This is a genomic window from uncultured Brachyspira sp. (assembly GCF_949287625.1).
Taxonomy (GTDB): Bacteria; Spirochaetota; Brachyspiria; order Brachyspirales; family Brachyspiraceae; genus Brachyspira.
The window spans coordinates 63,560-86,235 of the sequence record NZ_CASEGO010000005.1 but is presented as its reverse complement, the minus strand read 5'-3'; the positions used below and the strand labels follow the sequence as shown (position 1 = coordinate 86,235).

The window sequence follows — 22,676 nt, the reverse complement described above, 5'->3', positions numbered from 1 at the left end:
TTTGAAACAAGTCTAATAATATTTCATACTATTTATAAACTTATAATTGCATTTATTAATAACTAAAAATTGGCAAGCTATATTTGTTTAGGTATATACTGGAACAACTTTATTTTGTCAAGTGATGCACTTTATACAGAATTATCAACTTTTTTGCCGCACACACCATACTTAATGCTACTTGGTCTCAGGCGGGCTTAGCCAAAAGTTTTTATCCTTCGGATACGCTTCATGAAAAACGCAGCTGCTAGAACTTTATATTTAAAAAATACGTATTAAATGTAGACAACCTAAATTTGAGTATACCTTGCCAAAGGCACGCAGAATGAGACATACAGCATATAAAATAACTTGTGGGTATAAAGTAAGGCTAGTCCCAACAAATAATTACAATTTGAAAATATATTTTTTACGAACTTAAAATTTCAGTATAAAATTATTTTATTTATAAAAATGCTGTCCTATATGTTGTATAATTAACTATCTACTCTTTAACTAAAAAATATCATTTAATTTATAGAGTAAAATCTTTAGGATTTTCAAAGTATTTAATTAAACTAAATATCATAAGGCTTTTAAGAGTTGGCGATATAGATTCATCTACATTAGTCATAAATAGCTTAACTTTTAGAGACTGAAGACTTTTGTATAATTTAAGCATTTTAGCTATTCCAGCACTATTTATTTCTTTAACATTTTTCATATCAAGAACAACTAAAGGCATTCTGATATTGCATGCTTCTTCTGAGTCTTCAATGAACTGTTTAATTTCTTCAGGAGCAGAAAGATTAGCTTCCATAACTATAGATATATATTCGTTATTAAATTCTATAGCCAAAATTAAGACCTCTTAATTTAAGAAAAGTATTCGTAAAAAAGAATGTGGGCAGGGAGGGATTCGCACCCCCGTAGACTCACGTCGGCAGATTTACAGTCTGCTGCCATTGACTGCTCGGCCACCTACCCATATTAATTTGAAAACGTATAAAGAATAATAGCATGCATACAGAAAAATGTCAATAGCAAATATGATTTTTTTAATATATTTTTATTTATATTGGTATCTTTTTATTAGATAATGATGTATAATGATTCTATAGTTCATTAATAATGAGGTATGATATAATGAGAAACGCTACTGCTGTTATGATATTATTATTTATTCTTTTTTCGTGCAATGCTCAGAAATATAAACTTGAAAAAAAGTCTTATAATAATAAATCTTTTGACAGTGCTCAAAAAATAAATAAAGACGGGATTATAGGGCAGTTTGAAGGGCTTAATACTGATTACTATTATTTTACTATAGATGATAATACAAAAACAGCGAATTTTTATATATCCAATTCTACATACTCTCCAATTATTATGACTTTGTATGATTATAATACCAATATTATAAAAGTGATAAATGAACCAGAGATTAATTATACTAATGAAAATACAAATGCCTCCCCTGATACAAATGAAAATATATATTCCTATCAGGTTATGAGAGACATATATCTGCCTTACTCTCAAAACAATGAAGAAAATAAATATTATATATCTGTATCTCCTAAAGAAACAGTAAAAGAAAATATTGATTATACATTGATAGTAGAAAAAAGAGATTATAAAGAATCAGATGAAAAAGAGCCTAATGATAAAATTTCTGCAGCACAAATAATAGATGTTAATAGCGACAATAGACTTTATACTATAGACGGATATTACAGTCAAACTTTTAACCCTACTCTAAAAACAGGCGATTTAAAAAATATGGAGATAGACGCATATAAGATAACAAATAGTTCGTTTAATACATATTCTATTTCTATAGAGCTTTCAGGTGTTCCAGCCATTGATGCTAGTATAAGGCTTTATGATCAAAAAGGAAACTGGATAACAATGAAAGATATCAATAATACTGGAGACGGTGAAACAGTTGATAAATTAATACTATATCCTTATATGTCATATTATTTTATATTGGCAGCTACAAATGCCGTTATAAATATACCATACAGAGTAAGCATTATAGCCAAACCATTCGATAAATATACAGAGCATGAACCTAATAATAAACCATCAGAAGCACAGACTATAGAGTTTAATCAAACTTATAAAGGTGCAATTGACTATTCATATGACAGAGATTATTATAATTTCAGCGTACCTATCAAATCAAGCGTAAAACTTTCATATTTCCTTATAGATTCTCAGGCTATTAATATAAGTATTTCAAATGATACCTTAGGTAAAATAGCTTCTATGCCCCAAACAGATGATGAACAGATTATAAGTCTGCCTCAAGGAAGATATTATCTTATATTTGAAAGAGATTTAACTAAAGAAAAATGGATTAAAGGCTCTTCAAAGGCTAGAAATTATGAGTTTAGTATGAGCATTTCAAATGAGATAAGCGGCGATTATAATTACGGATATTATGATGATCTATATAATAATACAAATGCTTATGAAACTGATTATTATAATTACAGTAATAATTACTATGAAAATAATATTCCAGAAGAACAATTTGAAGAAAGTCTTGAAAGCAATTTTAATAATACAAACAATATTATAATAATAAGACCTGAAGATTATAATTCTGATTATTACTATTACAGCAACGAAGAAAACACTAATGATTATATTGAGCATAATGAATACAATAATAGTGAATATTATTATGAAAATTAATTTAGGTATTGATAAAGAATATATTATATAATATACTACTTTATAAGTGTAAATTTGTTTTATATACATGTAAAATTTTATTTAAAAGATGGTTTTTATATGATAAAAAAATTTTTTAAGAAGAAAGAAAAATCTGAAGTTTTGCCTGAAAATGATTCTGATAATAAGAAGAAAAAAAGGAAGTTCAAAAAAATATATATACCTTTAATAATTCTTATTATACTTATTGTTGGTGTTATAGGAGCTAGAATATATTTTAATAATGAAAGAGTAAAGAATCTTATTCAGGATATAGTTTATTCTTCTACAGATAGAAAATTAGAAATAGGTGATTTTAGTTATGCTCTGCTTTTTCCTAAAATAGAGCTTAGCGATGTTATACTTTATAATTCATCTAATTTTAATAATGAAGAAAATATAAAAATAGATAATTTAAGATTAAAATTCTCATTGTTTTCTTTGTTCTTATTAAAACTTCATATAAAAGAGTTTAGTATTGATAACTTGTATGTATATATGTTTACAGATGAAAGCGGTAATTGGAATCTTCCAGACCTGCCGCCTTCAGAACCAAAGAAAGAAGAAGATACCAATAAAGAGCCTTTTGATATAAGTAAATTAGATTTTCTTAAATTAAAAGCTAATATAGAAAATATCAGAATAAATAACCTTGCTTTTAAAGCCGACAGCAAATCATTTTTAACCAACAAACCTAATAACGGATTAATAGCAAGTTTAAGTAATTATAATCTTCATTTAGATTTACACAGTAAAAGATTTTCATTGTCTCAGGTTATGGGTGTTAATGCCCCAGAAGTTTTGAAAGATATTTATTTAAAAAGTTTTATAAGCAATAGCTTGGCGTATAATGACAGCAGTATTTTCTTTAATGATAACCCTTTATTTAACTTAGATGTATCATACCCTAAAAAAGAAGAAGGATATAATGAAGATGAAATAATAATAACATTTGATTTTGAAATAGACGAGCCTAATTTTACTTATAACGGCAAAAAAAGAGATGATATTCAGGCAGCTGCCCATCTTTTTGCCAGATATAATGTAAAAACTCAAAGTGTGTATTTAGAAAATCTTTCATCAGAACTTTTAAATGATGAAATATTAAAAGTTATAGCATCAGCCAATCAAATATTTTCAAGCAATATAGGCGTTAATTTAGACACATTGTATGCTAGGATAAATTTAGATAAAGTTAATACTTTAGTTCCTATGGTTGTTCCTAATTTGGGTATAAATGTAGGAGGAATGGTTAATGTTGATGCTGATAAAACTATAGGCACTATTAATGATTTAACCAACACTATAAATATATCTTTGGATAAAATAAAACTCTCTATGGGAGATACCATTTCTGTAGATAATCTTAATTCAAAAACAAAATTAGGTTTCAGATTTAATCCGGATAATATATCAAGAGAAGATATAAAACTTGAGCATAATACAACTATAGAAAAAGTAACAGCATTAAAAAGGTATAGAGTAAATAATACGGATATATCGTTTAGAGTTTTATCATCTTTAAACGGTGCTTTAGGAGTTGCTTCTGCCATAAGCGATCCTAACAAAAAAAGCGATACTGTGCTTTATATAGATAATATATCAACTAAATATATTAATTCTGACATTATAGTAAACGGAGCTGTAAAATTTGATGATCCTACAGATGTTAACATAATAGTAAAATCTCTTCCTATAGCTAATTTTTCAGGAGGGCTAGCAAGAGGCTCTTTAAATTTAGATGTTAATGTTTTCGGAAAGATGATAAATGATATAAATGCTTCAGTTAATGGAATTATAAATAACTTCTCTTATAACTTAGCTGGAGAGGTTTCATCTACTGCTACAGCCAAAATTAATGTACTTGCGAATGCCGATTTGCTTACACAGAAAATAAATGTTTCAGCTCTTAATTTGGATTTGGATAATTTTCTTAATTTCAGGTCTAATCTTGATTTAAAAGGCATGGGATTAGAGGGAGGTTTTGTTAATATATCTACATTTAGAATAGCTCCTTATTCTATGAAAAACTGGCTTTCTACAAAGTTTGCAGAAGCATTGGATAGTCTTCCTTTTGAAGATGATTTGAAAATGACAAGTGCTTTGGGTTATGATTTATCATTAGAAGATACTTTTGTTACAGTTACAAATTTCAGCACATTTTATGCCACAGAAAAACAGTATAAACTTCAGGACGTTACCATGAAAATAGATGCTGATGTCAATTTCGGAGAGAATTTATACGTTGATATAAGAGAGTTCAATTTACAAAGCCCTACTAACAAATTAAAAGTGTATGCAGACGGATATTTTACACCAGTAATAAAAAATTCTGATTTGAATTATGAAGTAGGACTTGATACAGACAGTTTATATCTTCCTTTCGGTATAGAAATAGGAGGATTATTTAATGTTAAAGGTAATTTAAAAAGAAATATTGCTGACGGTATTTTCAAAACTGATAAATTCTTTGCCAATATGGATTCTCCAGATAAAATGTCTGTGGTATTAAAAGGATTAACTTCTAATATAGACTATCACTTTGATTTGACTCCTACAGAAAACAAGCCTGAAGCAACGGCAGCAAGATATACTCCTCTTATTACTCAGGTACCAAATTTATTTTTTGAGCAGTTAAGAGTATATTTAAAAATTCCTCCTTTTGTAGATGACAGTATAAGAATAAGAGATTTTTCTTCATTTGTTAAGATACAAGGTCATGGACTTACTATTCAGGATCTAAAATCTTCTCTTTATATAGGCGGAGAAAAATTTGATGATAATTTATTTTTAGCTTCTATATCTAATAATACAGCCCCTAGAAGAGGTGCTATACATTTGCCTTGGCTTAATGTAGATTTGGGAAGTTTTAATACAAGCAGTATTAAATATGATATGCGTGTTTTGGCAAGCGATATAAACTTCAAATATTTGCTTGCTCCTGAAAACAGAGAAAAAATTAATGATGAAAAGCTGCTTGTTAATCTTACAGCTGACATTGCAGGAGTAGGAGTAAGTCCTTTAAATAATATAAGACCTACTACATTTTTTGTGGGTATAAGTAAGATGTCTACAGAGTTTTCTAAATTCTTAATAGAGATGATACGTCCTATGAACCCCGGTATATCTACTGTAGAAAATATAGTTCAGTTCGGGTATGATCCTAATTCAGTAGAGTTTAGTATATCTGCCAACAAGGTATTTACTACATTCTATTTCAGAGATCAAAATTTAGATAAAGAAAGTCAGCAGAAGCAGCAGTTAATAGCATTTGAGGGTAATAAATTCGGTCTTGAGCCTATGCCGTTTTCTGATGTAATATCATATTTAGAAGGTAATTAATTTATAGGGAGTAGAGAAGATGAGAGTTTATAGTATAATATTTATTTCTTTTGTTGTGATGGTTTTTACAAGCTGTTCTAAACTTATATTAGTTCAGGAGCCAGAGATGCGTGTACTTGGAGGTAAAACCTTGATAGAGGCTCAGGTTTTGGGAAGATACAGACAGATAGATGAGAGTGCTTATCAAATATCTACTCTTTCAAGCGATGAGGACTTGAATCTTATTATGGTAAGTACAAATGTTTCCGATGAACTTGCAATAGAATATAAAGAAGCTCTTATAAGAAGTATGTTTAATCAAGATGAAATAAATCTCTATAAAACTAATTATTATATAGGAGAAAATAACGGAGGATATTTATCTTATATAGCCTTTGATGTTTCTAAACCAAAAACTGTATACAGTGAAGAGAGAGTAAAATATATAAAAGAGATAATGGAAAAAGAAAACACCGACAGAAGAACCATAGCGGAATATTTAATACTTTCAGACCCAAAACTTACTATGGCAAATATTAAAGAAGTAGAAACTGCTCTATATAGAAGAAATGTACAAAAACTTATAGAAAATAGTTATTATCAGCTTCCGGATAATACTTGGAGCATTTATACTAATGAAGACAGTACAACATAAGCCTAAAAATAAAGAAGAGCTAAAAAAATTAACAGATGATGATAATATATATCTTGGATACATTGATACAAGTTTAATAACTGATATGAGCTTTCTGTTTAAAGACAGCAGAAGGAAAAATTTTGACGGCATAAAAAATTGGAATGTGCCTAATGTTGCCGATATGACTTATATGTTCAAAAATGCTTTGTTTTTTGATGAAGATTTAAATAATTGGGATACTTCTAATCTTAAAAAAATCCTTTCATGTTTTTTGATGCTTTAAGTTTTGATAAATATCCTTTGATAATTATATAAAATTAAAATAAAATCATTTTTATAAAAACATATATTTTTATTTAATTATGATACACATGCTATATTTTAAAGAATTAATGGACAAAATATATGCAGCTAGCATAAATTTTATTTTTGACCTCTGTTTATATCATAATCTCCTCTCATTCCAGTGAGAATATATCCGATATTTTTCATATTATTTTTTAAACTTTCAACTCCTTCGGCAGATTCAGTTCCAGTAGCTATTTTATCATTATACAATAAATATTTTTTTCTAACGTCCATAGGAGACAAATTCGGCATAACAACATTAGAACCATGAAGTATTCCAAGCTCTCTGCCGCCTTCTTTTATAGTGCCTAGTGCTGTAGTAGCGGGTATCAATGCCAAAGGAAAAATTAAGCGAAGTATACTTATTAGTATTAAAGTAAGTTCCAACTCCCCTTTTTTCTCATCAGCAAAAGGAGTATCTTTATGTGGCAAAAATGGTCCTATACCTATCATCTCAGGTTTAATTTCCTGCATAAATACCAAATCATCAGCAATATTTTCTAAAGTTTGATACGGGCTTCCAACCATTATCCCTGTTCCTGTCTGAAAACCTAATTTTTTTAAATTCCTTAAACATTCTTTTCTATTTTCTAAACTCATATCAGATGGATGAAGTTTTGAATAGTGAATATTATCAGATGTTTCATGCCTTAATAAAAATCTGTCAGCACCTTTTTCTTTTAATATTTTATAATACTCTTCTTCTTTCTCTCCTATTGATAATGTTAAAGCACAGTCTGGAAATTTATTTTTAATAGATTCCACTATATCAGACATTATATTTATATTATAATAAGGATCTTCTCCGCCCTGCAAAACAAAGGTTCTAAATCCTATTTCATAACCAAGTTCGCAGCAGTATAAAATATCTTCTTTGTTCAATCTGTAGCGTTCAGCATTTCTATTGCTCTTTCTTATTCCGCAGTATATACAGTCATTTTTGCAGTAATTGGTAAACTCTATAAGACCTCTCATAAAAACGTATTTTCCGAATATTTTATCAGCCTTTTCCCTAGCCTTTAATCTAAGATATTCTTTTAGATCTTTTATATTATCTTCTTCCTCTTGAGTTAATTGTTTTTTATTAATATTATTATCATACTCAAAAGACGATAATAACACTAAAGCATCATCATAATATATGCTCTCTTCTTTATCTATTTTGTTAATAATTTCTTTAGCTTTATTTATATCAATCAATTTTGTATTCCTTTATATAATCTATATATATTTAACACCATTAATTTTAGCTATAGTCATACCATAATTAGTTATAGGAACATTCTGCTCTTCGCATATTCTTATTCTATTTAAAATATGCTTTCTAGTACCCATACACCCTCCGCAGTGTATTACCAAATCATATTTAGATAAATCATCTGGAAAATCATTTCCTACTGCATAGTCAATATCAAAGTCAAAACCGAATTTCTTTTTTAAAAGATTAGGTATTTTTACTCTTCCAATATCACCCTCCAAAGGAACATGAGTACAGCTTTCTGCAATTAATAATTTGCTTTCTTTTGTGAGTTTATCTATAAAATCAGCACCTCTTTTATATACCTCTTCATTTCCTTTATATCTTGCAAAAAGTACAGAAAATGAAGTTAAAAGACTTTCTTCTGGTTTTAATTTTTCCACTTCTTTAAATACTTGAGAATCTGTTATTATAACTTTCGGAGGCTTGCTTAATGCCTTAAGAGCTTTTTCAAACTTATCAAAAGTAGAAGCCATAATCACAGCCTTATTGTCTAAAATATCTCTTATAGTCTGAACCTGAGGAAGTATAAGACGTCCCTTTGGTGCCTGAATATCCTGAGGCATAACAAGCATCACTATATCATCTTCTTTAATTATATGTCCTGTTATACTAATTTCTTCTATTTTTGGAATGGCTGATTTTATAGCTTCTATTAACTTATCAATATTAAGTCCATTTTTTGCACTAATCGAAATAACATCTAAATCGAACATTTCTCTTATATTCTGCTCCATATTTTTATACTTATCATTTAAATCTATTTTGTTTAATACAGCTATAACAGGTATCTCTAAACCAACAAGCTCATTTTTCCATTTTAATTCAAGCAAATAATCATTATTAACAAAAGAAGCATCAAATGCAAGCAGAGCAATATCAGCAGATTCCATAATTTTTCTAGTTTTATGTATTCTTAAAGCTCCAAGCTCCCCTTCATCATCAAAGCCAGCCGTATCAACTACAGCACATGCTCCTATTCCATTTATCTCTATAGCTTTTTTAACAGGGTCTGTAGTAGTTCCAGCAGTATCCGAAACTATTGCCACATCCTGATTTGCAATTGCATTTATAATACTAGATTTTCCTGCATTTCTTTTTCCGAATATTGCAATATGTGTTCTGTTTGAATTTGGTGTAGTATTCATTTTTTATTCCATAACTTAATTTTATTAATTATAAACAATAAATATATCTTCTAAAAAAGAAAATTATATTTTTAAATATATGAACGCTATTTATACTTTGATTAATTATATCAATTCCTAGTCCTTTTTCAATATATTTAATAATAAAATTATTGATGTTAAATAAATTTTATTCTGATATTAATATTAGACTTGTTTTAAAACTATTTTATTTATAATTACATGGACTAACCCTGCAAAACACACAGTCGTGCCGACGAAGTCCAGCGAAAGGCTATATTTCAGGCTAAATTTAATAATTTATTCTACATGTAATATATAATTAGTACTATTTAGTATTATTTTTAGATTTGCACTTTTTGCAACTTTTTGCGTCGGGAAAAAGTTGCAATAAAAAAATTGACAAACTCAAAAATTTTTAGTATATACCTAAACAATTACAATTTGTCAAAATTAATTTTTTTAATTTAAAATATTTGCGGGGCTTTGCCCTGCGAAGTACACAGTCGTACCCGATCTGCGTACTTTCGGTAACCCCCACTTCTTTTGTGACGCCTGTCCGTGCCGTAGGCAGTAAGCAAAAGGACTATATTTTTTAACTAAAATATAGTTATTATAATACATTTTTAACTTATTTTATTAATACTCAATAATACTTTATACTATCTATAAGTTATAATTACATAAATAGATAAAGTTTTACAAACTATATTTATTTAGATATATACTCTATGATATAGACTAAAAATTTTTAAGAGAGAATACTCAAAAAATATAAATGCTTATTATTTAATATTATGCCAAAGATAATGCAACTTCCATCATATTGGTAAAAGTTTTCTCTCTCTGCTCAGCAGTTGTTGCCTCGCCTGTAACAAGAGAATCAGAAATAGTAACCATGCAAAGAGCATTAACTCCAGCATAAGCAGCATTCATATATAAAGCAGCGGCCTCCATTTCAACAGCCAATACTCCCATTTTAGCCCATTTTGGAGTTGCATTATTAGCTCCATAAAATACATCAGATGAAACTATATTTCCTACATGATAATTTATCTTCATATCATCAGCTTTTTTTACAGCATTCTTTAAAAGCTCATAACTAGCTATAGGAGCAAAAGTTCCCGGAAGTTCATACTGGGATGCATAATTAGAATCAGTACAAGCCCCCATTCCTATAACCAAATCGCCTATATGAAGTTTATCAGATAAAGCACCTGCTGTACCAATACGTATTAAGTTCTTACAGCCGTAAAAATGAATAAGCTCATAAGAATATATACTGCAGGACGGCATTCCCATACCTGTACCCTGAACAGAAACTTTTTTTCCTTTATAAGTTCCAGTAAAACCAAACATATTTCTTATAGAATTATACTGAACAGGGTTTTCCAAAAAATTTTCAGCTATAAATTTTGCCCTTAAAGGATCTCCAGGTAAAAGTATAGTTTCTGCAATATCGCCTTTATTTGCTCCTATATGAGGTGTAGCCATAGTATTTACTCCTTTTATTTTTATATTTATTTCTTTTATTATAAATATTAATCTTTTTTATATCAAGTAAAAATGATATTCAATTTTTTATTATAAATTATAGAAATATAAATAAAAATAATGTAATATAATTGTATGAGTAAAGTATTAAAACAATCAAAAGCTGTTCTTATTACAGCATTAATGTATAATGATATTAATATATATAATTCAGCATTAGAAAAACTTATAAATAATTTTGGCGATGTAGAAGTTATAAGTGATGAGTATTTATTTTCTCATTCTATTTACTATAAAGAAGAAATGGGAGATTCTCTAAATAAAAGATTTATAGTATTTAAAAATATGATAGAGAGAGATTATATAAGCGATGTAAAGAGGATTACTGACAATATAGAAAAAGAATATGCTGATGATAAAAATAACCGTAAAATAAATATAGACCCTGCCATATTAACATTAGAAAACTTTATTTTAGTTACAAATAAAAACTTCACGCATAGAATATATTTAAAAGACGGAGTATTTGCAGATTTAACACTTATCTATAAAAAGAAAAAAGGATATACAGAACTTCCTTGGACTTATGCCGATTATTCAAGCGATGAAACAAAAAAGTTTTTAAATAAAATAAGAGAGCTGTTCTATAACAGACTTATAGAAAGCTCCCCTTTTGGTTCTAATTGGAAATAATTTTTAAGAATCTTTTATTCCAGCGATTCTTACAAACTCTTTATCCCATACACCTATATGTTCTATCAATAGTTTTGCTAAAAGCTCTGAAAAATCAGTTGCAACTTTCTTCCAATCGCTGCTGGATTTGAATGCTTTATACTGATCATCAATAGCTTTTTCAAATCTTCTATGCTCTTCAAAATGTTCTTTAATTTTATGGTATTTATCTTTATTTGCCACCTGTATTTTCTGTTCTTCTGAAAAATGGTATTTAGTATAATTAATAGCACCTTTAAATGCTTCATCAACATCTGCTTTCACACCATTATATAAAGCTGAATGAACTTTGTTGGCATATTCAATAATCTGAACATGCTGACTGTCTATAGTTTTATTATGTGTATAATACTGATCCAGCCATTCTAATTGTCTTGCCCCCACTTTAAAGAAACTCATAGCATCTGCTAATTCTTCCATTTGCTGTTCAAGTTCTTTGGAAGATTCATTCATAGATGATACTAATGAGCTATTTCCCTGAGTTTGAGCATCCATATTTGACATAGCATTATTAATACTATCTATACCTATTAACTGCTCTTTAGTAGTATTAGCCATATCAGCAATAACTTTAGTAGTTTCTTCTATCTTGCTTTCAATATCCTCAAATAAAGTTCTTGACATATTAGCAGAATCCGTTGCCTTTTTAACTTTTTCATTACTTTCGCCAATGAAAGAAGTAATATTATTAACAGAACTTTGAGTAGTTTGAGCTAGGTTTCTAACTTCAGAAGCAACAACAGCAAAACCTCTTCCCTGATCTCCAGCCCTAGCAGCCTCTACTGAAGCATTAAGAGCTAATATATTAGTTTGAAAAGCAATATCTTCAATGAATTTAACTAAACCGCTAATTTTCTGACTGTATTCAAAAGCCTGACTAGTATTCTGAGCTGTTTCAGCAATAATACTTCCAGCTTCTTCAACTGCATTTCTAGCATTTATCATCATATCATTAATTATAGCAGCATTTTCAGCAGTTTTCTTTATTGTACTTGAAATCTCTTCTGTAGCTTCCGCAGTTTTTTCCAAATCAGCTGCCTGACTTAATGTTCTTGAAGCCAAGTCTTTATTGGAATAAGAAAGTGAATATGCAGTTCTTTTTGTTAAAGCTACATTAGAATTAGCAATATTAATTATATTTTTTATAGATGTCTTCATATGGTCAAAACTCATTATAAGTTCGCCTATTTCATCTTTTCTTGCAAGATATTTTTCTCTGATATCAAAAGTTAAATCACCTGTAGAAATTAAATTAGCAAGTCTCAATGCTTCCTTTAAAGGTGAAGTTAATCTTCTTGTAAATCCTGTTATTATTACAGCAACAATTATAATTATAATAAGCGAGAATAATATAGCAAATAATACTGTTTTACCCAATGAAGCATATAATTCGCTTTCTAATATACTTATAATAATATACCAATTTGTATTATCTATATTATAATAAGACATTAAATATCCCTGTTTAGCAGCATCTTTATAATGAAGCATTCCATTACCATTTTTTATAACTTCATCATAATGAGGAGCATTATTTTCAACAGTTAATATTCTATTTTTATCCTGATGAGCCAATATCATTTTATTGCTGTCTATAATAGATATTCTTCCGCTTTCACCTATTCTGGCATTTAGAATGTATCTGTCAATCAAATCACCCCAATCAACATTTCCAGCTAATATTCCTACTACCCTTCCAGTATTATCTTTAATACCTCTCCATATTCTATAAGTAGGATTACCAGTAGCTACAGATTTAGTAATAGTTGTCTCTCCGCCTGAATTATATCCTCCAGATACAAACTTTTTCCAACCTTCATCATTTACATTCATAGAAACATTATTTAATATCCCATTTTCAGAGTCTATTATAGCTCTTCCATTCAAATCTAATAAAATAAAATTAATAAATGAACTTCTGGAACTTTTAAAATATTTTAAAGCATCTTCTGCTCTAAGTCTCAAATTTGGGTCTTCTTGATTCTGAAGGAAACTTATCAGTGCTTCAGTAGTAACAAAGTTCGCCATAGAACTATTATTGTCATCTAACCATAAATTTATAAGATTCTTATAAGAAATAGATGTAGATTCAAACCCGCTTTCAATGGTATTATCTATAACTTTTGTACTTAAAAATAATACAGTACCTATACTCAAAAACATTGACAAAACTATAGCTGTTATAAATAGTACGGGTATTTTAAATCTTAAACTATATATTTTCATAATTTTATCCCCATTCATATATTGTTTATTAAATAATAACACCTATAAGAAATAATTTCAATACAGAAGAAAACCTTATAAGTAACTATTATCAATAATATATTCTCAATTATCTATTAAAATATAAGAATTTTTTACAACATATCGGTAATATTTTTTCAATTTTATAAGTTTTTATAGAAAAAAATACTTTAATGGTCGTATATGCCAGCAATTTTTACAAATTCTTTATCCCATACTCCAATATGCTGAATAAGCCATTTACTCAAAATATCAGCCATATCAGACGCTGTTTTTTTCCAATCATTAGAAGCATTTAATTCTTCAATTTTTCGGCCGACTAAAGCCTCAAAATTTCTATGCTGTTCAAAATGTTCTTTTATTTTTTTATATTTATCGGCATTTTCTTTCTGAAATTTCTCTTCATCAGAAAAATGATATTTAGTATAATCCAAAGTCATATTAAAAATATTTTTTACCCTATCCAAATCATCTTCATATATAGCTGAATATATATCATTGATAAAATTGATAAGGTTCATATGCTGTTCATCTATATGAGAATTATTAGTATTATAATTATCCATCCATTCCAAACGATGAACTCCAGTTTTAAAGAAACTCATAGCACTAAAGAAATCATTAGTCTGTTTTTCTAATTCAGAAGAGGAAGTTTTCATAATATCAACAAGATTAGAATTTTCTTTGGTTTTAGAATCTATATTAAGCATAGAAGTATTAATCTTACGTACATCTTCTTCCTGCTTATGCATAGTATCAACCATATTCTCCATAATTGTAGTAGTATTATCAATTTTTTTCTCTATATTAGCAAATAGCTTTTGAGACATATTAGCCGACTCTGTAGCTTTTTTTATTTTATCATTGCTGTCTTCTATTAAAACAGTAATATTTTTAGCAGATTCTGAAGTACTTTGTGCCAAATTTCTAACTTCACTAGCTACGACTGCAAAGCCTCTTGCATGATCTCCTGCACGTGCCGCCTCCACTGAAGCATTTAAAGCCAGTATATTTGTTTGAAAGGCTATGTCTTCTATTATTTTTATAATATCTCCGATTTTTTTACTGGATTCAAAAACCAAAGATGTATTTCTTGCCGTATCATCTATTATAGAGCCTGCATCCGATATATCATTTCTGGCATCAATCATACTATCACTTATAGACCTTATATTAGTGGTAGATTCCTCTATAGCTGAAGAAATATTTTTCATAAAAATACTTGTCTGATTTATATCTGCTGCCTGAGATACTGTTCTGTCGGATAAATCCTTATTAGAATAATATAAACTATAAGCTGTTCTTTTAGTTTGAGATATATTTGAGTTTACAACCTTAATAATATCTTTTATTACTCTTTTCATCTTATTAAAACTATTCAATATCTCGCCTATTTCATCTTTTCTATTTAAATACTTTTCTGATATAACAGCTGTTAAATCTCCGTTTGCAATATTTTCTGCCTCTTTAACTGCTTCATTTATAGGAGATATTACATGTTTAGAAAAACACCAAATTATTATAATAGATAATACAGTTAAAATTGCCCCTACTATTATAGGTAATATAAGCATAAATTTTACAGGATTATAAAGCTCACTTTCTGCTATAGTTACAATTATATACCAATGAGGATAAATTATAGTATTAAAATAAAGCATATAAAGTTTTCCGTCATCGCCTTTGAAATGCTTAATTCCAGTCTTTAATTCTGTGATATCTTTTAAAACTTCAGAATCTTTCATATTTGTAAATACTTTACTCTCATCTTTATGGGCAACTATATTTTTATCTTCATCAATTATCATAATACTGCCTGTATCGCCAAATTTATAATTAGATATAGAATGACGTATAAAATCTTCCCAGTCAATATGATAAGACAATACACCTATTTTCGTTCCATCAGGGGCATTTATACAGGGGCATTTATATCCGAATACATTTTAAATACAGGCTTTCCTGTTACAGATGACTTTGAAATCCACATTTTTTCATCTTTTACATTATTTTTATAAAGATTAAAGTCAGGATCTACGCCTTGATTAATACGTATCAAATTTCCGCCTTCAGAATCAAGTAAAATATTACCTTCCGTATCTAAAATTACAAAATGAAGAGAAGATTTTCTATAATTTTTGAAAGCAGTCAAACTATTTTCTGCAGATGAAATATTTTCCTCTGTTCTGTTTAATAAGTAATTGACTATACTCTCATTTGTAGAAAAAGCATCTACTATCGATTGTTGTTGTTCTATCCATAGATTAGCCGTGCTTTCATAAGCAATGGCTGTAGTTTCAAATCCATTTTGAGCCGCTATATCAACGGACTTCAATGATATTAAAAACATTATAACAGTTATTACAAATATTGATAATGTAATAGAAAGTCCCATAATAAGCGGTATTTTAAATGTTAAACTGTGAAGTTTCATTTTTTAAACCCTTATTATAAAATTTCTCTACATTATAACATATATAAATAATTAAATCAAATATGAAATCATAATACATTATTTATTATTTAATTATCAATAAAATTACTATATTGTTCATATACTTTACAATTTATAATTATTAAGTTATAATCTATATTCAAAATACCTATAAGGGGTTATAAAAATGTCTGAAAATAAGTTAATGAATTCAAGCAGTAAAAAAATATTATATTTTCTATTAGTATTTATATTAATGATAATTTCTTCTATTCCTGCGAATGTATATATTTTATTCGCTGATACTACATACGATGCTGAAAAATTAATTTACAATATGATTTTTAATAGTTTTTATTTTCAAGTGTTTTACTTTTTCTGCTATTCATTTTTATTTAGTATAAACAGTAATTTTGAAAATGTTAATAAAAAGACAATACTAATTACATTTTTATCATTTCTACTTGTATTTTTGCTTAGCATATTTACTTCAGCACCATTAAAAGATGAAATACCTAATATGCTTGAATTTTTTATGTCTAATATTATGATTAATAAAAGTATATTATTTTATATAATGTTTTTTATTATAATACTTTTAGCTGATAACAATTTTCATAATAATACATATAATAGTTTTACTAAGCTAGGAGATATAATTTTCTTTTCTATAATAGCTGCAATTATTGCATTTGTATTTTGGGTATTTTTTGTTTTTTTATATGATAAATTTATTTTTAGAGCTGATATATTATCTGATTTAGAACCATTAATTGAAAAACTTATTTTTATGTCTATTGTATTTGTTTTTTCTCTAATACCTTTTATATTTTTCTTTGTGCAAAAGAGATTCAAAACTGTTTTGTCAATATATATTTCAAGAGCATTATTATTTTTATATTCATTTTTAATATTTGCTTTATTTTTTGCATTACTATATGAACCAATAAGACCTTTTTACAATACCAAGTCTTTTATAATTTATAATGCATTATTAATTTTATCTGTTTTTACTTTATACTTTATAAGAGCTGACTATAAAGCTGGAATAATAACAAAAGCAATGTATATAATATTTCCTATACTAGCATTGTTATTTAATATATTAGTATTAAGTGCAAGTATTTACAGAGTAACTATTTCAGAAAATAAAATAAATGAAATTTCTATAACAGTTCTTAATATAATAATAGCTGTTAATTTAGTATATATAACAATACAAAATACAAAGTCCATAGTAAAAATATTAAAGAACAATATCAATATAAATGATGCTGTTATTGGAAATAATAAAATATACAGCTTTATTTATATTTATGGTATTTACTCATTTATTTTTTCTTTTATAGCCCCTATAATAATTAAATTTTTATAAAAAATATACAAATTCTATAAAACTTTACTTTTATAATGATTTTTTGTATAATAATATTATGAAAGAAATTAACAGACTTAATGATTTATTTGTACGATATTTAATTGGTACTGAAGGGGATGAGGATATATTAGAAAATATTGTGAATTCTGTTTTAAATGATGCTGGTTTTGGGTCTGTATGCAATCTCGAAATTATCAATCCTTACAATTTACCTGAAAATGAAAATTTAAAAGAATCAATACTTGACGTTAAAGCAAAAACTAAAGATGGTAAAAAAATAATTATTGAAATACAGTTAATAGGAAATAATAATTTTGTAAAAAGAATATTCTATTACATAGCAAAAAATATTGTGTCGGAATTAAGAGAAAATGATGCTTATATTAATGTTAGCCAGATGATAAGTATTAGTTTTATAAATTTTAATTTGAATATAGGAACTGAAAATGATATAAAAAAAGAACATAAATGTTTTACCTTTGCTGAAATAAATAATCCTACTATAAAATTAGATATGGTTCAAGTACATTTTATAGAAATAAAAAGGTTTGCAGATATATTAAAAAGCATAAATACATATGATTATAATAAAAATAAACTTTTGTCTTGGATTGATTTTTTTACGACTAAAGATTTAGAAAAAGATATTAATAAACTTATAGGAGGAAATAAAATTATGAGCAAGGTTATAGATAAATATAAAAGATTTGTAGCCGATGAAAAAGAAATGTCAGCCTATAATGAAAGGGATACTTTTCTCTACGGACAAGCAGTTATGCTTGAATATGAGAGAGAAGAAGGAAGGAAAGAAGGTATTAGAGAAAATCAAATATTAACTGCTAAAAATATGAAAAATAAAAATATGGATATTAATCTCATAAGCGAATTAACAGGATTGGGTGTAGAAGAAATAAAAAACTTGTGAACATCTATCAAGTTCACTTGATAGATATTGTTAGTGAACAAGTTTTTTATAAACTATGGAAGAAATAAAAAACTTGTGAACATCTATCAAGTTCACTTGATAGATATTGTTAGTGAACAAGTTTTTTATAAACTATGGAAGAAATAAAAAAATTATAGAAAAAAAATAAAAATTTTGAAGTTATTTATTTTAAATAAAAGTGTATGCATTATATATGTATGCACTTTTTTATTAATATATTGAAATTTTAATCATTTTAATTTATTATACAAAACCATAATACATATGGGGGCTATATGAAAAAGTTTATTATATTATTTAGTATGTTTTTATTTAGTCTGTGCTTATACAGTCAAAATGAAGATAATAATAAAAGCAAAGTTTCTGAAAAATTAATAGATTATGTTAATGAAGGTAACGTTAAAGAAGCTGAAAATATTCTTAAAAAATATAATGATTATGTAAATAATCGCAATTATGAAGGTTTTACATTACTATCACTTGCAGTTATGGATAATAATATAGAAATGGCTGAACTTCTTTTGAAATATAAAGCAGATGTTAATGCTGCGGTATATCTTACGGATAGTGTATTAATACTTGCAGTTGATAATAAAAATATGGAAATGGTTAAACTACTTTTAAGTTATGGTGCTGATATTGATTATCAGGGATTTAGAGGAAGGACAGCATTATTTTCTTCTTTAAACAAAGGCGGTGAGAATAAAGAAAATATTGAAATGGTAAAACTCTTAATAAAAAATAAAGCAGATGTTAATATAGCTTATGATGGAGATTATGGAAATGAAGAAACACCTTTAATGTATGCTGCTATGAAAGGCTATAAAGAAACGGTAAAAATATTAATTGAAAATAAAGCCGATATAAATAAAAGAAATATTTATAATGCAAATGCTTTGCTCTATGCTTATATGTATGGACATGAGGATATAGCAGATATTTTACTTCAAAATGGTTCTGATTCTTTGGATAAAAGTTTGAAAGTTTGTAATCTTAATAAAGAAACTTTGCTTAGTTATGATGTTCCATTAATAACTGCTGCACACTATTCTACTAATGAAGTTTTTTTACAAAAGCTTATTGATAATGGTGCAAATGTAAATTATAAAAATTATGATGAAAAAACCGCATTGATAGAAGCAGCTGATTATAATAATATTAATGCTGTAAAAGTGCTTCTTAAAAATAATGCTGATGTTAATGTTCAAAATAAGTATGGTATGACAGCATTGATGTGGGCTTGCCGTAGCGGAAATTTAGAAATGACAAAAATGCTTTTAGATGCTGGTGCTGATAAAAGTATAAAAAGAGGTAATTATGATGCATTGTATTATGCTAGAGAATATGGAAAAAATGAAGAGATAATAAAATTTCTTACAAAATAAAAAATATTTGTATAGGAGCCATACATACTGCATTTAAGTATTCTTTAATTTTTTAAAGTATAGATGTTTAGGAGTGTAAATTTTTATACATTTTTATATATAAAAAAGCAGTATTTTTGTTATAATATTTTTGCACATAAAACAAATAAAAGTATACTTTCAAAATTTAAATTATTTATAGTTCAGTAAGCATTAAAAACTAAAAATATTAAAATATTTCTAAAAAAATATTCTACAGCTAGATATACTTTTTATAATTGTTATAACAAATATAAAACCACTGGAAATATTTTTTAATAATCAGAAAATCATTGATTTAATTCTTAAGCTTTATACTAAAGAATATAACAATTGCTGAAAAGAATAAAAAATATTGCAGCAATAAAACTACAATATCTATATCTCTTAAACAATTAATCCTTAATCTTTTTATTTGTAAATATTTAAAAATAGTTTATAATATCAAAATTATTATAATATTTAAGGATATTAAATTATGGCAAAACCAATAACAAAAGAAGGATATGACAAAGTAAAGGCAAAACTAGCTGAACTTAAAGCAGAGTTTGAAACTTTACCAGCTATTATTGCAGAAGCAAGAGAAAAAGGCGATTTAAAGGAAAATGCTGAATATCATGCTGCAAAAGAAAGACAAGGATTATTAAATGCTCAGATATCAAAGCTCGAAGGGGATTTAGCAGGCTGCGAAATAATAGACCCTTCTTCTTTAGATAAAAATACTGTAACTTTCGGCAAAAAAGTAAAGGTAAAAGATAAAAACAGAAATGCTGTTTTTGAATACAGAATAGTAGGCGAATTAGAAGCAGATATGAGCAAAAATGAAATAACTATAGTAACTCCGATTGCTAAAGGGCTATTAGCAAAAAAAGTTGGCGATGTAGTTACTATAAAAGTGCCTGCAGGAGATAAAGTTTTAGAGATATTAGAAATTAATATATAATTTTATTATAAATATTTATTTTTGATAAAGAATTCTATTGATTTTTAATAAATTGATAGAATTCTTTTATTTTTATCAAACTTTTAGTGTAATAACACTCTAACAATAATAATTTTACTTGAAGTTTTTAAATAAAGTTATATATTTAAAATATATTCCAAAGTTTAGGAGTTTATTATGTCAAAAATGAGAGTTATGATAGCATCTTCTGAAGCTGCACCATTTATAAAAACAGGAGGACTTGCCGATGTTGTTGGTTCTTTACCTATATATCTAAAAAAATTAGGTGTAGAAGCATGCGTAGTACTTCCGAAATACAGAGATATTAATTTTCAGGACTGCTACCTAGAAAATGTCCTTCCTACTATGGGAGTATGGATGGGTAACGGAGAGGAATGGTGCTCTGTGTTTAAAACAGTAAAAGATGGAATAGATTTTTATTTTATAGAACATCATAGTTTCTTCAGCAGAGAAGGACTTTATCATGATGCTTCTTTTAATGATTATCAAGATAATGCTTGGAGATTCGGATTTTTCTCAAGAGCAGCTTTACAGTTATGCAAAGATTTGCAGCTTAATGTAGATGTTGTACATGCTAATGACTGGCAGACTGCAGCAATTCCAGCTTATATAAAAACTTGGCACTGGAATGATCCAGTAGGACATGCAGCAAGTCTTCTTACAATACATAATGCAAATTATCAAGGTATATACAGTGCAAATACAACTTACGACTATTTAGGTTTAGGCTGGAACAATTTCAGTCCGGACACTTTTGAAGATCATGGCAATATCAATTTCCTTAAAGGCGGTATATTCTTTGCAGATGTAGTTACAACAGTAAGCCCTACTTATGCTAAAGAAATTTCTTCTCCTTATGGCGGTCATGGTATGGCTCCTTATTTACAGAATAAAACTACAAGTTTCTTTGGAATACTTAATGGTATTGATGAAGATGTTTGGTCGCCTGAAAAAGACAGATTTATACCTGCTAATTATTCTGCTGATAAAATGGAAGGTAAGAAAATATGCAAGAAAGAACTTCAAAAAAGATTCCTTCTTGAGGAAGATGATGATGTTGTATTAATAGGGGCTATTGGAAGATTTGTTGATCAAAAAGGATATCACTTTATAGCTTCTATAATAGATCCATTAATTAATAATATGAAAGTTCAGTTCTGCATACTAGGTACTGGAGACAAGGGATTAGAAGGTTTCTTCGGTGATTTACCTAAAAGATATCCGGGCAGAGTTGGATCTTATATAGGATACAGTAATGAATTATCACACTTAATAGAAGCAGGCTGTGATCTGTTTGTAATGCCTTCTTTATTTGAGCCTTGCGGACTTAATCAGATGTATTCTTTAAGATATGGTACTTTACCTATTGTACATGCTACTGGAGGTCTTGAGGATACAGTTGAAAATTATAATGAACAGACTGGAGAAGGTACTGGTTTTAAATTCTATGATTCTAACCCATCAGCATTGTATAATACTATAGGCTGGGCTGTAAGTGTTTATTATGATCATAGAGACAGATTTAATCAAATGCAGCAAAGAGGAATGAAAATAGATAACTCTTGGGAAAAAAGTGCTAAAGAATATGTTAAAGCATATGAACTTGCTATTTTAAATAAAAATAACTACGATAAAAATTGCGGATTATAAAAATTATATTAAT

Annotated in this window: 17 protein-coding genes and 1 tRNA gene; 10 read left to right on the top strand and 8 right to left on the bottom strand. The window is 27.5% G+C overall.

All coding sequences use genetic code 11. The features are described 5' to 3' along the window. Window positions 1-514 precede the first annotated feature (514 nt). Window positions 515-838 carry an STAS domain-containing protein gene (locus Q1X91_RS02305; protein ID WP_300753031.1) on the bottom strand — a complete coding sequence of 108 codons (324 nt, stop codon included), beginning with the start codon at window positions 836-838 and terminating at the stop codon, window positions 515-517. Between the two features lie 45 nt (window positions 839-883). After that, window positions 884-966: transfer RNA gene (locus Q1X91_RS02300), tRNA-Tyr, on the bottom strand. 159 nt (window positions 967-1,125) lie between these two features. On the opposite strand from Q1X91_RS02300, the gene Q1X91_RS02295 reads away from it, so the two are divergent. From Q1X91_RS02295 to Q1X91_RS02280, 4 genes are all read left to right on the top strand, one after another. Then, entirely contained in the window at window positions 1,126-2,685 is a 1,560-nt protein-coding gene (locus tag Q1X91_RS02295; RefSeq protein WP_300753030.1) for a peptidase, read from the top strand. Window positions 2,686-2,784: 99 nt separating this feature from the next. Continuing rightward, window positions 2,785-6,045, top strand: coding sequence for an AsmA family protein (locus tag Q1X91_RS02290; protein WP_300753029.1), 3,261 nt, complete (start codon window positions 2,785-2,787; stop codon window positions 6,043-6,045). A 19-nt stretch (window positions 6,046-6,064) separates the two neighbouring features. Next, a complete protein-coding gene (locus Q1X91_RS02285) occupies window positions 6,065-6,679 on the top strand; it encodes a DUF1318 domain-containing protein (protein WP_300753028.1) in 615 nt (204 codons plus the stop codon). Then, window positions 6,660-6,944, top strand: coding sequence for a BspA family leucine-rich repeat surface protein (locus Q1X91_RS02280; protein WP_300753027.1), 285 nt, complete (start codon window positions 6,660-6,662; stop codon window positions 6,942-6,944). The genes Q1X91_RS02285 and Q1X91_RS02280 overlap by 20 nt, the downstream gene beginning before the upstream one ends. A 140-nt stretch (window positions 6,945-7,084) precedes the next feature. Here Q1X91_RS02280 and hydE read toward each other — a convergent pair whose 3' ends face one another. From hydE to deoD, 3 genes are all read right to left on the bottom strand, one after another. Further along, window positions 7,085-8,209 (bottom strand): [FeFe] hydrogenase H-cluster radical SAM maturase HydE, encoded by a 1,125-nt coding sequence (gene hydE, locus Q1X91_RS02275; protein ID WP_300753024.1) that lies wholly within the window; start codon window positions 8,207-8,209, stop codon window positions 7,085-7,087. Between the two features lie 21 nt (window positions 8,210-8,230). After that, on the bottom strand, window positions 8,231-9,415 hold the full coding sequence (gene hydF, locus Q1X91_RS02270) for a [FeFe] hydrogenase H-cluster maturation GTPase HydF (RefSeq protein ID WP_300753021.1): 1,185 nt from the start codon (window positions 9,413-9,415) through the stop codon (window positions 8,231-8,233). A 795-nt stretch (window positions 9,416-10,210) separates the two neighbouring features. Continuing rightward, the gene (gene deoD, locus Q1X91_RS02265) at window positions 10,211-10,909 is read right to left on the bottom strand and encodes a purine-nucleoside phosphorylase (RefSeq protein ID WP_300753018.1); all 699 of its coding nucleotides are present in this window, start codon (window positions 10,907-10,909) and stop codon (window positions 10,211-10,213) included. A 135-nt stretch (window positions 10,910-11,044) separates the two neighbouring features. On the opposite strand from deoD, the gene Q1X91_RS02260 reads away from it, so the two are divergent. Next, a complete protein-coding gene (locus tag Q1X91_RS02260; RefSeq protein WP_300753015.1) occupies window positions 11,045-11,602 on the top strand; it encodes a DUF4416 family protein in 558 nt (185 codons plus the stop codon). 3 nt (window positions 11,603-11,605) lie between these two features. Here the strand turns inward: Q1X91_RS02260 and Q1X91_RS02255 are convergent, their stop codons facing one another. The 3 genes from Q1X91_RS02255 to Q1X91_RS02245 form a co-directional block, all read right to left on the bottom strand. After that, window positions 11,606-13,867 carry a methyl-accepting chemotaxis protein gene (locus Q1X91_RS02255; RefSeq protein WP_300753013.1) on the bottom strand — a complete coding sequence of 754 codons (2,262 nt, stop codon included), beginning with the start codon at window positions 13,865-13,867 and terminating at the stop codon, window positions 11,606-11,608. A 191-nt stretch (window positions 13,868-14,058) separates the two neighbouring features. Then, a complete protein-coding gene (locus Q1X91_RS02250; protein WP_300753011.1) occupies window positions 14,059-15,774 on the bottom strand; it encodes a methyl-accepting chemotaxis protein in 1,716 nt (571 codons plus the stop codon). Window positions 15,775-15,803: 29 nt separating this feature from the next. After that, window positions 15,804-16,322: a hypothetical protein gene (locus Q1X91_RS02245; protein WP_300753009.1), complete on the bottom strand. Its 519-nt coding sequence runs from the start codon at window positions 16,320-16,322 to the stop codon at window positions 15,804-15,806. Between the two features lie 187 nt (window positions 16,323-16,509). On the opposite strand from Q1X91_RS02245, the gene Q1X91_RS02240 reads away from it, so the two are divergent. The 5 genes from Q1X91_RS02240 to glgA all read left to right on the top strand — a co-directional run bounded on the left by Q1X91_RS02240 (window position 16,510) and on the right by glgA (window position 22,663). Then, entirely contained in the window at window positions 16,510-17,697 is a 1,188-nt protein-coding gene (locus Q1X91_RS02240) for a hypothetical protein (protein ID WP_300753006.1), read from the top strand. A 58-nt stretch (window positions 17,698-17,755) separates the two neighbouring features. Then, window positions 17,756-18,625 (top strand): Rpn family recombination-promoting nuclease/putative transposase, encoded by an 870-nt coding sequence (locus Q1X91_RS02235; RefSeq protein ID WP_300753003.1) that lies wholly within the window; start codon window positions 17,756-17,758, stop codon window positions 18,623-18,625. A 296-nt stretch (window positions 18,626-18,921) separates the two neighbouring features. Then, window positions 18,922-20,031: an ankyrin repeat domain-containing protein gene (locus tag Q1X91_RS02230; RefSeq protein ID WP_300753001.1), complete on the top strand. Its 1,110-nt coding sequence runs from the start codon at window positions 18,922-18,924 to the stop codon at window positions 20,029-20,031. A 496-nt stretch (window positions 20,032-20,527) separates the two neighbouring features. Then, window positions 20,528-20,992, top strand: a complete 465-nt coding sequence (greA, locus tag Q1X91_RS02225; RefSeq protein WP_300752998.1) for a transcription elongation factor GreA — start codon at window positions 20,528-20,530, stop codon at window positions 20,990-20,992. 177 nt (window positions 20,993-21,169) lie between these two features. Next, window positions 21,170-22,663: a glycogen synthase GlgA gene (glgA, locus tag Q1X91_RS02220; RefSeq protein ID WP_300752996.1), complete on the top strand. Its 1,494-nt coding sequence runs from the start codon at window positions 21,170-21,172 to the stop codon at window positions 22,661-22,663. Window positions 22,664-22,676: the final 13 nt, after the last annotated feature.

What these genes read in the sequence shown, in the direction of transcription:
- Q1X91_RS02285 (WP_300753028.1), top strand. Translation starts at nt 6,065, where the DNA reads ATGAGAGTTTATAGTATAATATTTATTTCTTTTGTTGTGATGGTTTTT.
- Q1X91_RS02235 (WP_300753003.1), top strand. Translation starts at nt 17,756, where the DNA reads ATGAAAGAAATTAACAGACTTAATGATTTATTTGTACGATATTTAATT.
- Q1X91_RS02290 (WP_300753029.1), top strand. Translation starts at nt 2,785, where the DNA reads ATGATAAAAAAATTTTTTAAGAAGAAAGAAAAATCTGAAGTTTTGCCT.
- glgA (WP_300752996.1), top strand. Translation starts at nt 21,170, where the DNA reads ATGTCAAAAATGAGAGTTATGATAGCATCTTCTGAAGCTGCACCATTT.
- greA (WP_300752998.1), top strand. Translation starts at nt 20,528, where the DNA reads ATGGCAAAACCAATAACAAAAGAAGGATATGACAAAGTAAAGGCAAAA.
- Q1X91_RS02240 (WP_300753006.1), top strand. Translation starts at nt 16,510, where the DNA reads ATGTCTGAAAATAAGTTAATGAATTCAAGCAGTAAAAAAATATTATAT.
- Q1X91_RS02280 (WP_300753027.1), top strand. Translation starts at nt 6,660, where the DNA reads ATGAAGACAGTACAACATAAGCCTAAAAATAAAGAAGAGCTAAAAAAA.
- Q1X91_RS02295 (WP_300753030.1), top strand. Translation starts at nt 1,126, where the DNA reads ATGAGAAACGCTACTGCTGTTATGATATTATTATTTATTCTTTTTTCG.
- deoD (WP_300753018.1), bottom strand. Translation starts at nt 10,909, where the DNA reads ATGGCTACACCTCATATAGGAGCAAATAAAGGCGATATTGCAGAAACT.
- hydF (WP_300753021.1), bottom strand. Translation starts at nt 9,415, where the DNA reads ATGAATACTACACCAAATTCAAACAGAACACATATTGCAATATTCGGA.
- Q1X91_RS02260 (WP_300753015.1), top strand. Translation starts at nt 11,045, where the DNA reads ATGAGTAAAGTATTAAAACAATCAAAAGCTGTTCTTATTACAGCATTA.
- Q1X91_RS02245 (WP_300753009.1), bottom strand. Translation starts at nt 16,322, where the DNA reads ATGAAACTTCACAGTTTAACATTTAAAATACCGCTTATTATGGGACTT.
- Q1X91_RS02230 (WP_300753001.1), top strand. Translation starts at nt 18,922, where the DNA reads ATGAAAAAGTTTATTATATTATTTAGTATGTTTTTATTTAGTCTGTGC.
- Q1X91_RS02255 (WP_300753013.1), bottom strand. Translation starts at nt 13,867, where the DNA reads ATGAAAATATATAGTTTAAGATTTAAAATACCCGTACTATTTATAACA.